Genomic DNA, 13,482 nt, shown 5'->3' with positions numbered 1-13,482 from the left:
CCGCCACGCGACGGCGAGGGCCACCGGCGAGGGGGCAGGCCGGCCTAGCGGCCCATCTCGGTGCAAACGCAGAGCCTGTTTCCCTGCGGATCCGTGGCCACCACGAAGTTCGGCGCATGGTCGTGATTCAGCCTGGCGCCGACCAGCTTGAGCCCGTCGATGATGTCCCAATGGTGGGAATGCGGCACCGAGACATCCACATGGAATCGGTTGTCATTGGGCGTATCGGTGCTTTGGAACCAGATCGCCGGTCCACGCCCGTACGGGTCGGTGAGGCTGCCGTCGTGCTGCTCCTTGTAGCCCAGCGCGGTGCGCCAGATTTCCGAGATCTGTTCCCGGTCATCGGTATCGATGGCAATTTCCACCGGCCGAATGAGATTCAGATTCGCCGGGGCACCATGCTTCTCGGCGAGCTCGGAGATCTTTTCGGCCAGCTGGGTATCGCGCAGCGATACTCCCCCGACGTCATGCGAGACCAGTGACACGAACAAGGTGTCATAGCGCCAATCCACATCCGGATGATGGTTGGCCTCTTCGGCCAAGGCGCCGATTTCGGCGAAGAACTCCAAGGCCACGGCAGCTGAGGGGCATTTGAAGGCAGTGCGCAGAACTCCCAGCACATATCGCCAGTGCGGCAGCTGCGATAATTTGGCTTCTCGGGTTGCTTGATCCAAAACGTCTTTGTCCGACATGATCCTCGCCTCTCGTGCATTCACGAATTCGCGGTCACCGCGAAACTACGACTCTCGCATACCGTTAGTCTCCCACCATCGCCAGGTCCTTTGAAGTGCCTGGCGACAATTAGTCATCTGCTTTCGGCTCGGTATCGAAACCCCATGGCGCTGGTTTCAGTACTTCCCAGCCCGAGCGGCGGCGCGTTGGGAACACCCTCGACGCCGGACGAGGACACCCCCGGCACTGGCCGTTAGTTTCCCTCGGGCGGCACCTGGCCCTGCCAGTCCTCGGGTTTGCCGTTCAGCTCGCTGCGTTCTTCCGGAACGTCGAGGCGTTGCGCGGTCAGGTCACGGGGAACCATGGTGAAGCCCTGCCAATGCACCTCCATGGGTGACTGCTCTTCATCACGCGGTACGTGGTGGTAGCCCACCGCCACCCAGGACACGACATCCGCCAGCTTCTCCCCGGACTGATTCTTGACGAAGTCCAAGACGCCGCGGCCGCAAGTGCCTCGGTTGTACGTGGCATAGATGTGGCAGTCATCGGCGTTGGTGAAAGCCACGTCGTAATCCGTTTCGGCGTCAGCCCCATGGTTTTTCTCGTCATCGATAAAGCTGAACCCGTCGGTTTTCCCCATGTCGATTTCATAGGACATCACGTGCCCGTCGGCATTGAGCATCCCGGGTGCGGAGACTTTCCACCAGCGCGCATCGGTCCACTGCGCCGTGGCCGGCTCGCCGATCTTGGTGTAGTTCCCTTCAACGATTGGGGACTGCTCCCCGGACTCGTTGGTGTCCTTGGTATCGTACTGCTCGACCTGCTGGGCACCGGTGCCGCCTAGGGCCCAATGGATTTTCCATACGGCATTGTGCGAATGGCTTGAGGCATGGTGCTCCTCGCCTTCGCCCACGGCGGCGCCATGCTCGGCGTCGCTGTAGTCAACCGGGGACAGGTCGCCGGTGGCGCCCAAGGCCGGCCGGATGCTCCCATCGGCGCCGAAGGTCACCTGGTTCAGGTACTCGTACCAGCCAACCTTCGACACGGTCGAAAGCTGCCAGTCGTTCTTGCGTTTGGCCAGCAGCTGGCCCACCTCGGCGGAGCGGTAGGAGAGACCGCCGTCAACGGTATCGCTGCAAAGCACCGGGCGCGATTCGATCTCGCCGTATTTGCTGCCGTCCCCGATGGTGGGAATGCCGTGGCTGACCAGTGTTCCGGGGCATTCGATCTCGGTCAGCGAGTGCATATTTCCGCCGCCGAATCCGGCGCTGGTGATATCCGATGTCGAACGGCCACCGTCATCGTAGGGAACTTCAAGCTGGGACAGCGACATCGAATCGATGATCTCCATCGGCTCGGCGTTGGGCGGGGTGAAGGTGACGTTCTCCAGCACCATTCCGAGCTTGATGTCTACGGAAAAGCACATGGACCAGTTCGCGCCGCTGGTCATGTCTTGGCCAAGCGCTTCGGACCCCTCGGAGCAGGACAGCTCGCTGATCACGCGCGAGGTGACGCCTTGATCTGCTTGCGCACGGACCGCGGTGCTCTGGTCATTTGCTGCCGAGGAGCTTTGGCAGGACACCAGCACTGCTGCACCGGCCAGCAAGCTGGCGGTTCTCAAGAGGCTTTTATTCACGAGCTCACTCATACTTCAAAGGCTTCTTACTTCGAGGCGTTTATTGTCAGTTCATTATCCGGGGCGAGGCGCCAAGATGGGGAACCCGGTCATCCGGGTTCCCCATCTCTTTGGACACTCACCAGCGGGGTGAGGGCTTTGCGGAAATATTTGCGGGCTACGCCCCGGACCTGCTGCCAGCAGCCGGTCCGGGGCTTAGCCGCTTATTTCCTTAGCTCTGCCGGCCGCGGCGACGTGCAGCCATGGTCAGGACTACACCACCAGCGGCGGCCAGTAGGCCGAGCAGCGAGTACCAGACAACTTCGGCACCGGTGTTAGCCAGGCCATCCTTGTCCTTGCTATCGTTCGAACCATTCTGGTCCGAACCCTCGTTATCCGAGTCGTTCCCGGAGCCATCGTTGCCAACAACCTGGAATTCGCCGGAGTCCAGGACCTTGCCGTTTTCATCCTTCGTGTTGACGGTGTAGGTGCCCTCCTCGGCGTCTTCTGGAATCTGCACCTTCAGTTCGAAGGCGCAGCTCTCGTCGATGACGACCATGCCCTTGGCACTGGCCTCGGCCAGGGAGAGCTCGATGGTTTTGCCGTCCACGCCGGTGATTTCTACCGTAATGGTCTCACCCTCGGTGTAGCCGGTGCCGTTGATGGTGATGTTCTCACCCGGGTTCACCTGCGTCGGGTTGATGCTCAGCGCGGTCTCGGTTGCGCAGGTGTCGGTTGGGGTGTCGCGGATCGTGATGCTCCGTGACTCCTCATTGCCATCTGGGTCAACCGTGACGATCTGGTACTCACCGTCTTCGATGTCCTCGGGAATGACGAGTTCCGTGTGGATCTCGCCGTTCTCGTCGCTTTCAACCTCGATCTCGTGGGTGACATTGCCATCCTTGTCACGCAGTTCGATCACGATCGGAGTGTTCGGCGCATAGCCTTCGCCATCGATGGTGATGGTGTCGCCCGGACCTGCATTGTCGGGGTTCACGGTGAACTCCGGGTTCAGTTCCGAGTCGCCATCCTGGAAGGTGATGCCTGCGTCAACCTCGGTGGTGGTTGGCGCGGACTGCGAGAGGGTGACCACGGCGCTGCGGCCGTTTTCGCCGGCATCCGAGTCAACTGCGCGGTTATCCCCTGCGGCCGAAGGCGAGAACGTTCCGCCCTGCGGTGCCACGAATTCAACCGTGTACTGGCCCTGGTTCAATCCTGCGAAGGAGTACATTCCATCCTCGCCGGTCACCGTGGTGATCGGGTTGCCTTCGGTGGAAAGTACCGCGTTGCCCTCGGCGTCGAGCAGGTTCACCCGCACGTCGCCCTGGCCGCGCTCGCCCTCGGACTGCAGTCCGTCGGCGTTCTCATCGAACCAGACGAAGTCGCCGATGGAGCCGTTGCCGGATCCGTCGCCGTTGCCGTTGCCTTCGACAACCACCAAGGTGGTGCTGTCTTCGTTGCCTTCGGCGTCGGTGGCCTGCACCTGGTACTGGCCCGGTGCCCGATCCGCTGGAACCATCAGCGCCACGCTGAAGTGTCCGTTGTCATCGGTGGTGGAGATGATTGGATCCCCCACCGGGTTTCCTTCTGCGTCGGTGAGCACCACGCGAATCTCGCTGTTTGGCGCGTAGCCCTCGCCGGTGACCTGGGTTTCTTCACCCGGCTGCACTTCGGCCGGGTCAACGGTCACGGTGGCTTCCTCCGCGGCCGGAGCGTCGACCACACCAGCGTCTACCCCGTTGTTGATCGGTGCGACATTGGTCAGGGCGACAACTTCGGTGCGGCCATTCTCTCCGGCATCCGAGTCAATGGCGCGGTCCGAGCCTTCCCTGGCTGGCGCAAAGGATGCACCCTCCGGGGCGTCGAACTCGACAATGTACTGGCGGATGGTCAGCCCGGCGAAGCGGTAGGTACCGTTCTCGTCGGTGGTGGTGGTCTTCGGGTTTCCGGAGATGTCATTGACCGGATTGCCCTCGGCATCCAGCAGCTTGACGGTGACGCCGGACAGGCCGGCTTCACCCTCGTCCTGCAGGCCGTTGCCGTTGGCATCGCGCCACACGCGGTCGCCAAGCTGTCCCGGGTTGGAGCCATTGCCCTCATCCGGATTGGCGACAACCAGGTTGGTGGAGTCGGTGTTGCCCTCGGAGTCGGTGACAACAATCTGGTATTCGCCCGGTGCCGCGTCTTCTGGAACAGCTACCGGGGTCGTGAAGTGGCCGTTCTCATCGGTGGTCACCGTGATCGGGTCCCCTACCGGGTTTCCTTCGCCATCGGTGAGCTGCACCGTGGTCTCGGAATCCGGAGCGAAGCCGTCACCGGTCACCTGGGTTTCCTCGCCCGGAGCCACCTCGGCTGGATCAACGGTCACCGTTGCGTCCTCAACTGCCGGAGCGTCAACCACGCCGGCGTCAACACCCAGATCTACCGGTGCTGCGCTGGTGAGGGTCAGCACTGCGGTACGGCCATTCTCTCCGGCGTCCGAATCGAGTCCGCGGTCTTCTCCCACGCCTGCTGGCGAGAACGAGGCATCCTGCGGGGCTGCGAACTCGACGGTGTATTCACCCAAGGCCAGGCCCGTGAAGCGGTACAAGCCGTTCTCGTCGGTGGTCGCGGTGATTTCGGCACCGTTGGTGTCGGTCACCGGGTTGCCCGAAGCATCGAGCAGCTTCACGCTCACGCCGGCCAGGCCGGCTTCGCCGGAATCCTGGATGCCATCGGCATCCAGGTCGCGCCAGACACGGTCACCGAGTTCGCCGTTGGCATCTGGGTTAGGGGTTTCGCCGCCATCATCCGGTTCGCCCACCGTCAGCTGGGTGCTGTCGGTGTTGCCCTCGGAGTCGGTGACAACAATCTGGTATTCACCCGGAGCTGCATCTTCTGGAACAGCTAGCGGGGTTGTGAAGTGGCTGTTCTCATCGGTGGTCACCGTGATCGGGTCCCCTACCGGGTTCCCTTCACCATCGGTGAGCTGCACCGTGGTCTCGGAATCAGGAGCGAATCCGTCACCGGTCACCTGGGTTTCCTCACCCGGTGCCACCTCGGTCGGATCGACGGTAACCGTTGCGTCCTCTACCGCCGGAGCGTCAACCACGCCGGCGTCAACGCTCAGGTTCACCGGTGCAACGGAGGTCAGTGCGATCACCGCGCTGCGTCCGTTCTCACCTGCGTCCGAATCGAGTTCGCGGTCATCCCCGGCTGCTGCAGGAGAGAACGAGGCACCTTCCGGAGCGACGAACTCAACGCTGTATTCGCCCAGTTCAAGACCGGTGAAAGTGTAGTTGCCGTTGCCGTCGGTGGTCGCGGTTACCGGTGCACCATTGGCATCGGTCACCGGGGTTCCGGCGGCATCCAATAGGTTCACGCTCACGCCGGCCAGGCCGGCTTCGCCGGCATCCTGGATGCCATCGGCATCCAGGTCGCGCCAGACGCGGTCACCGAGCTCGCCGTTGTTGCCCGCGCCGTCGGCGTCGGTGACGGTGATTGGGTTGGTGGTTTCGTTGCCGTCGGCGTCGGTCACTACGACCTGGTAGTCGCCAGGTGCCGCATCCTCCGGGACCGGCAGGGCGTTGGTGAAGTTACCTTCGGCGTCCACCGGCGCTTCGATCGGGTCGCCGACCGGATTGCCTTCGGCGTCCTCCAACTGAATGGTGACCGTGCTATCTGGCTGGAAGCCTTCGCCGGTGACCGTGGTCTCATCCCCGGCAGGAACTTCGGTTGGGTCAACGGTGATGCTTGGGGTATCCGGGTTTTCGGCGTCATCCGCAACCAGGCCGGCGTCCACCGTGTCGGTGGTTGGCGCCTCTGCGGTCAGTGCAACAACCTCGGTGCGGCCGTTCTCGGCAGCATCCGAATCCACTGCGTCGTCATCACCCTGGTTGGCCGGTGCGAAGACCGAACCCTCCGGAGCGACGAACTCAACAATGTATTCACCGGCAGGAAGTTCTCCGAAGGAGTACTTGCCCTGATCATCGGAGGTCGTGCTGCGCGGCGTTCCGTCTTCGTTTGGAACCGCGGTGCCCGAGGCATCCAACAGGTTCACGGTGACGTTGGGAACTCCTGCTTCACCGGCATCCTGGATACCGTTGGCATTGGCGTCGGCGAATACGGTGTCACCGATGATCCCGTTGCCTGGCTCCGGGGTCTGTCCCGGATCGTTGACGGTCAACGGGCCTTGCACCGGGGTGCCGGTGGTGACGTCGGTGGCCACCACGTTGTATTCCCCTGGAGTTGCATCTGCCGGAACGGGCAGTGCGGTCTCCGGCAGGTTTCCTGCTTCGTCGGCCGGAACGGTGATCGCCTCGCCTACTGGGTTACCCTCTGCGTCGGTCAGCTGGATCTGGACGTCACCTGCGGGGGTGAAGCCGGTGCCGGTGACGTTGGTGGACTGCCCTGGATCAATTGCGGTGGGATCAACGGTCAATGCCGGGGTGATGGCATTCTCGGCCGCATCGATGCGTACGCCGGCGGTGCCGAAGTTCAGGCGACCGGCATCCGCTGCCTGCAGCAATCCTAGGCTCAATGCGGAAACTTCGAGGCTTTCGGTGACTTCACCGTCTGGTCCCTCAGCCGTGGTGACGTCCTGGCGGTTCAGCTGCACCGAAATGACCTGGGACAGCAGGGTGAAGACTGGCTCTAGCAACTGGCGGATCGGCAGCGTGATGGCGCCGGTCTTCAGGTCGGTCAAGAGCGTTTCGAAGATGGCCTTGCCACCGTCGGAAAGGATGTAATCGCGGATTGGCACCAGCGCGGTCTGGACGATTGGGCCCACCACGGTGTTGATTGCGGTCTCCAGCGTGGCGCACAAAGCCGCGCCGCCCAAGCCTTCGGATTCGCAGACTACTGGCTGCGCGTCGCCCATGAGGTTGACGCTCCAGTTGGCGGTGGCGGTATTGCCCAGCGCCGAAACTCCGGCTTCGAGGTTCAGCGTGACACTGCCCAGTGCGCCCTCAATGGCGCTCACGGCGATGGCGACAACTTCTTCCATCAGATCGTGCACGGATTCGGCGATGATTGGGTAGATCTCGTTGCTGATCAGTTCCGTGTTCGGGTTCTGATTGTTGATGCCATCTGGGAGGTCGACGCCTTCTGGGCGTTCTCCCGAGTATGCCTTGTCAAGGTCGATGTACACCTGGCCGGTGGAGAAATCGATGGTGAGGATTTCATTCTTCGAGGTGATCGGCTGCGCAAGAATCTCGTCGAAGATCTCATCCTGCATATTCGATTCGATCGTGTAGTCCAGGGTTGCGCCCGCTGGCAAGGCGTCGGTGATGCTGGTGATCATGCTAGTCAGGTCGCCAAGGCCGCCAACGGTCTCCTCCATGAGCTGATCGATCTGGCCGATCTGCTCGTACAGGGTTCCGGCGACGGTTTCCACCACCGGGGACTGGAGCTCGAGGTTCGCTTCCGCAACTCGGTACTGGCCGGCTCCGCCGACTCCGTCCGGGTCCTGGAATTCTCCATCAACAGCCTGCACCCAAGCGCCACCGACTCCGGCGGTCAGCTCGGCTTTGCTTAGGATCTCGTCGGTGAGTCCGTCTACGCCGGTCTCTCGGAAGAGCGAGAGCAGGTCAAGCTTTGCGTTTCCGAAGTCCGCGGCTTGACCGTCCAGTGTTACCGAACCATCAGCACCGGCAATACCGGTGATTGCTTCGCCGTTCTTGGCATCGGTTGCGGTGGAGCGCGAAAGCAAGGCTCCGAGCTCACCGTAGTCAATAATTTGGTCGATTGGCAGCTGCAGGCCGCCGAGGTCCAGCATCTCTCCGCCAAGCAGCGAGGCATTTAGCGCGCCTTCGTCGGTTGCTGGTCCGCTTGGGAATAGCGCCCGTGTTTGGCCTCCGCCGGCGAGTTCCTGGCCGAGAAGGCTTAGGTCGATAATGCTGGCCGCAGATTCGGTTGCGTCATCTGGTGACGTGTTGATGTCTGCCATTGCTGGCAGTCCGAAGGACGTGATCGCTAGGGATGAAACTGTTCCTAACGCAAGTGGTCGTCTCCACCATCCAGCATTAATCGCTGGTGCATTTTTTCCACGCTCAGTGCGTCGCATCGAGACAGACTCCTTGATATTTTCGGCATATTGATCGCTAACCCCAAGGTTTCCCCAAGAAACATCCAAGCTGGCAGTGAGCTGAAAAGCAAGTGGTTCTTATTATTTTCTTAAAATGACGCTAATTTATTCTTGGGAGCTGACATGCTATTTTAAGTATCTTCAACCAATTATATGTTTAAGAATCAAGTTATCCCAGGTGGTTGCGGACCGTAAAAATAGCGCAAAAAGCTAGGGAGAGGGCGCCGTGTTGAAAAATCAGGCGATTGTTCGAAAAGCGTGACGGCTAGTCGTTCGCGCGCCGCAGCGGGCGGTGCTCATTCGAGCAGCAGGTCAGGAGCTGAGGTCCATTTAGAAGCGGATGACGTTACGAAAACTCATGAATAGTTGGCATTCAATCGCTCGTGCGAAGGATCCAGCAATAGGACGCATCAGGCATGGTTAGTTGAAGTAGCTAGCTAAGAGCAAAAGCATTTACGCATACCCCATGCGGAAACAGTTTGCGTCGACATAATAAGTATCCCCTTGTGAAAGTGATGATCTATTGGTCAAACGCGAGTAATTTTGACCCTACTATGCCTATGGAGAGGCTTGCAAGCCAAGGGCAAGAATTACTCCATTGCCTGCATCTGACGTTTTGCGGGCTGTTGGCCCTTCATTCACTCTCGCCGCTCTGCGCCAACTCCGCGGAAGCAGTCTCGCTCGCTGAAGAACCTTGAGTTTTCAAGGCAGAACGCGTCAAGTGCATCGCAATTGAAAATAACAGATGAACTTACGCACCCACGCAGGTGTCATTTTTTAGCAGTTTTTTACTAGTAAAAATTACCAAGTAATTTTTCAATAATTGCCCACCGCTCGTCTTCTAGATGCTCAAGCTTTAGCCCAAAGTAAGTTCCAGTCAGGGAACCTGACTAATCGAGTACGACAAAAGGGTATGACACCGATGGAATATCGATGCCACACCCTTGCGGTCCAGCCTGCGACTCAGATCTAACCAATCCTGCCCTAGCGATCCAGTTCAGATTGCAAAGCCGCTAGATCTCGTGAATTCGACTAAACTGCGGTGTAACCACCGTCGACTAGGTGGTAGCTGCCGGTGACGAAGGACGCCGCATCACTGGCCAAGAAGGCAACCAGCGCCGCGACTTCCTCGGGCTTGCCCAAGCGATTAATTGGGTGCTTGGAAACCAAAGCATCATAGGCTTCCTTAGGCATCTGCTGCAGCAGCGGGGTGTCGATGAAGCCCGGAGCCACGCTGTTGACGCGCACACCTTCGGCGGCGTACTCAACCGCAGCGGTCTTGCTCAAGCCCACCACGGCGTGCTTCGTGGATACGTAGGCGGAGCTCCCGGCGAAGCCTACCGAGCCGAGGATCGAAGCCATGTTCACGATAGAACCGCCACCGTTCTCGCTCATGGCGACCGCTTGGGCGCGAGTGCCACGGAAAACCGCATTCAGGTTCACCGACACGACCTTGTCCCAGTCCTCATCGGTCAGCTCGCCAACCTTGGCGGCGCGGCCGCCGATACCGGCGTTGTTGACACCGACCTTCAATGGGGCCATCGCGTTGGCAGCCTTGATGGTTTCCTCGACAACTTCCGAGGAGCTGGCATCTCCAGTTACTGCAACGGCTTCGCCGCCGCTGGCCATGATTTCCTGCACGGTAGCCTCGGCCGCGTCTGCGTTTAGATCTTGAACTACGACCTTGGTTCCGTTTGCAGCCAAAAGAATGGCGATAGCCTGGCCGATTCCGGAGCCTGCCCCGGTGACGACTGCCGAACGATCTGCTACATCATACTGAGCCATGGTGAACTCACTTTCTGCTCCAAGATGGTCACGGGATTTCCGTTGGCCCTATACCAAGGACGCTACTCCGAATCGGACCAAGTGTCGATGACGCGTCAATCAAACCACTATGCTTTCGGTCACGAGCTCTCTAACGCTAAATATCGCGAGATAAGGACTCCCAAGTCGCCCTGACGTGCTGGTAGGCTCAGGCCATGGATCCAGATTTGAGTTCATTCATCACTTCCTTCGCCCGTATAGCTCAGCTGGCGGAGCAGAATCGTCCGGATCGAGTGGGTCGATTATTGACCGCTGCACTCGAAGCGCATTTAGGTGTCGCACCAGCATCGCTTCCGCTAATCGTTGAGGCTTTCGGTGCTCACCGTTTGGCCGATGCCAACATAGTCCTCGATGAGCTCGTGGCCGCAGACGAAAATTCGTCGCTTATAGGCGTCAGCGGCCAGCAACGCCATCACGCAGATTTCTCGGATCTTTTGGACCCGAACGGCGAACGCGGAATTATCGGCGAACCTGATTACACGTCTCTCCCCGTCGGCCCAGGTGAGCAGCAACGATTCCTAGGTTCAGGCATTCACCTGTTCAAGATCCATGGTTCGGCCCTCGCGGTCTATTTACGTCAGGCGAACCCGGAATACGGCCGCCTCCAAGCGCGTCTGGAGATCTTGAGCGCCGACCCACGAGCAGGCGATCTCTTCTTGGTCGACTTCCGCGAAGCCATGCGCACTTCCAGTATTTTCCGTGGCCATGTCATTTCATTTAAGACCAGCGACTATGCCGAGTCGACCGGCGGCGTCACCTTCCATCACCGCAAGCAGATGTCCACCGAAGAGCTGATCCTTCCAAACGGTATCCGTGAGCGCATTGAAGAGCAGGTTCTAGGGGTAGGACAACACCGCGAATTCCTAGCGGCACATGGCGCGCATCTAAAACGCGGAGTCCTAATGTACGGCCCTCCCGGTACAGGAAAGACCCACACCGTACGCTACCTGTCGGCAAAGGCGACCGAGCACACGGTCATCTTGCTTACCGGAAATACGCTGCCATTGGTATCGCACGCTTCGGAGATGGCCCGCGCCCTGCAGCCAGCCATCGTCGTGCTTGAAGATTGCGATCTGATTGCCGAGGACCGCAGCTTCGGACACGGCCCACAGCCATTGCTCTTTGAAGTCCTGGACGCCATGGACGGACTGGCGTCGGACGCAGATGTAACCTTCCTGCTAACTACCAACCGTGTGGAATCCTTGGAACGCGCTTTGGTGCAACGTCCCGGGCGCATCGACCTCGCTATGGAAATCCCCCGTCCCGACTTCGACGGTCGCAAGGCATTGATCAACCTCTACGGAGCGAAACTAAACATTGCCCCGGAAACCGTTGAGTCAGTGGCCGAAACCATCGAAGGAACTACCGCGTCCTTCACCCGTGAACTGGTGCGCCGAGCGATTCTTGCCGCAGCCATTGCTGGGGTAGTACCGCAAGATGCACATTTGGTCGCTGCAGCTGAAGAACTCATGGGTGACACGGCATCGTTCACTCGCAGCTTCTTGGGTGGAACCGAGAGCCCTGATTTTGGCAACGATTTAGGCGGCGAAGAAGACGGAACCTACTTCGGCTGGGTTGAATCCGGCAATGGAAGCCAGTCCACGGTTGAATACCGTGAAGATCCCTTATGACCTCGTTAGCCTAGTTCTTTGAAACCTTGCCCATGGCTCCTGCAATTGGGCGGATAAACATGGGACTGGTTAGGAACCATGCCGCGGCGACGGCTACCACCGAGATTCCGAAGACCACCAATCCCCAGAAATCAGCTACGTCTCGGGACGTGAACATGTGATTGAGGTTTCGGCGCGCACCGGTAAAAAACACCAGGAAGACGTGAACAAGAGTGAAAGCGACAAAGTAAACCATGACCGGAATGTGTACAGCTCGCGCCAATTCAATGGGGTAAAGCTTTGAGAGTTTCTCATTCTTCGCAGGCCACCAGGTAGACATGCGTGCACCTGAAATGATTGCCAGCGGCGCTGCGACGAACACCGTGATGAAGTAGGCCATCACCTGCAATGCGTTGTAGTGGATCCAACCGTTTTCTTCGGGCCAGTCCAATGAAAGATATTGGAGGCCGGCGGAGGCCAAATTCGGAAAAACATCCCAACTAGTTGGGACAATGCGCATCCAGAAACCGGTGATGAATAGCGCAGCAACGAACAGCAACCCGTTGACCACCCACGCCACGTCCAGCAGCTGATGCAGCCATTGAGTAATCGAGATCTTCTTCGGCGGCTGATTTCCCGGGGAGAAGAAGGAACGTTTCTTGGCCGTCCAAAACCCCGGTGGCTTATTCTGCAGACGCACTTGCAATCCTGAACGCACAATCAAGACCATGAAGAACATATTGAGAAAGTGCTGCCACCCGAGCCAGGCAGGAATGCCCTCAGGCGTAGAAATCGGCTGGCTCGCATGTCCTGGGTATGCTGCGATGAATTCTTGGACCGAGGAGGTGGAACGCAGCCACTGAGCGGCAAGGACTGCGATGACAGCGATTGCCAGAAGCCCGCCAATCTGCAGACCGCGCTTGGCATATTTGGACGGTGTTTTACTGGCATTTCGAGAATCCAGGTTCACATCGCCATTTAAAGCATTTGCGGAGCCCGTGGAATTTTCCGATGCCAAGCTCTTCGCCGAGCGCTGAGCGGGCTCGCGCTTGCCATCAGCAATTTCAGCGGAGGCACGTTGGGCGTATTCGTCGGACGCGGGCTGCGATGCTTGGCGCAGGCGCTGCCGTTCCGGAACCGAGGATGCTTCGCCAGCAGCACGGTTGCTGGCTGCTGCAGGGATCTGCTGGTTGAATGACACGCTCGCCGGTTCGTTTGCCGGCCTGGATTCTTGCAGCGCGACAACTACCGGCACCGTCGATGGACCAGGCATGCGCCGGCCTCTATTAAGGGCCGAGCCCTGATCCTTGCTGGGAACTTCCCGGAGCTGATCATGAGAAACAGCAGCGTCAATTTCCGTGCGAGCTGGTGGCTGGGCGTTTTCAGCGGCAGGACTATTCGTGGAGACGGCCGTGGCCGTTCCGTACGGTGCGGAGGAGGAAACAAGCAACGGCGCATTTGACGCGCCCGCCATGCGGCGGCGGTTGCCGCCTGCCGGAGGAGTTGCAGCGGTTTCGGCGTGCGCAGGCTTGCCGGCAACGAGATCCTCCTGGGCTTGGAAACTTGAAGGCTCCGGCTGCGGCTGTGCTTCGATGTCCTTGCGCATCGGTGCTTCTCCGCCATTGCGGATTAGGTCCGGGGCCAGCGGAGGGATTCCAGCCATGCGCCGTTTCTGGCGTACCGGGTTTCCGATCTCA

The 13,482-nt window shown here is 59.6% G+C and carries 6 protein-coding genes; 1 reads left to right on the top strand and 5 read right to left on the bottom strand.

Going from position 1 to position 13,482, the window contains the following annotated elements:
* Positions 1 to 44: 44 nt before the first annotated feature.
* The 4 genes from CQ017_RS04180 to CQ017_RS04165 all read right to left on the bottom strand — a co-directional run bounded on the left by CQ017_RS04180 (position 45) and on the right by CQ017_RS04165 (position 10,136).
* A complete protein-coding gene (locus CQ017_RS04180) occupies positions 45 to 692 on the bottom strand; it encodes a 4a-hydroxytetrahydrobiopterin dehydratase (RefSeq protein WP_105552649.1) in 648 nt (215 codons plus the stop codon).
* 233 nt (positions 693 to 925) lie between these two features.
* The gene (locus CQ017_RS04175) at positions 926 to 2,320 is read right to left on the bottom strand and encodes a copper amine oxidase (protein WP_105552648.1); all 1,395 of its coding nucleotides are present in this window, start codon (positions 2,318 to 2,320) and stop codon (positions 926 to 928) included.
* Between the two features lie 199 nt (positions 2,321 to 2,519).
* Positions 2,520 to 8,213: an SdrD B-like domain-containing protein gene (locus CQ017_RS04170; RefSeq protein ID WP_181150494.1), complete on the bottom strand. Its 5,694-nt coding sequence runs from the start codon at positions 8,211 to 8,213 to the stop codon at positions 2,520 to 2,522.
* Positions 8,214 to 9,383: 1,170 nt separating this feature from the next.
* A complete protein-coding gene (locus CQ017_RS04165; RefSeq protein WP_105552646.1) occupies positions 9,384 to 10,136 on the bottom strand; it encodes an SDR family NAD(P)-dependent oxidoreductase in 753 nt (250 codons plus the stop codon).
* A gap of 194 nt (positions 10,137 to 10,330) precedes the next feature.
* Here CQ017_RS04165 and CQ017_RS04160 point away from each other — a divergent pair, with 194 nt between their 5' ends.
* Entirely contained in the window at positions 10,331 to 11,806 is a 1,476-nt protein-coding gene (locus tag CQ017_RS04160; RefSeq protein ID WP_105552645.1) for an AAA family ATPase, read from the top strand.
* Between the two features lie 10 nt (positions 11,807 to 11,816).
* On the opposite strand, the gene CQ017_RS18330 is transcribed toward CQ017_RS04160, so the two are convergent.
* Positions 11,817 to 13,391 (bottom strand): cytochrome b/b6 domain-containing protein, encoded by a 1,575-nt coding sequence (locus CQ017_RS18330; protein ID WP_258133484.1) that lies wholly within the window; start codon positions 13,389 to 13,391, stop codon positions 11,817 to 11,819.
* Positions 13,392 to 13,482 lie beyond the last annotated feature (91 nt).

The organism is Arthrobacter sp. MYb224 (genome assembly GCF_002975455.1).
Lineage (GTDB): Bacteria > Actinomycetota > Actinomycetes > Actinomycetales > Micrococcaceae > Glutamicibacter.
The sequence above is the reverse complement of the archived record's forward strand: the minus strand, read 5'-3'. Positions and strand labels throughout refer to the sequence as shown.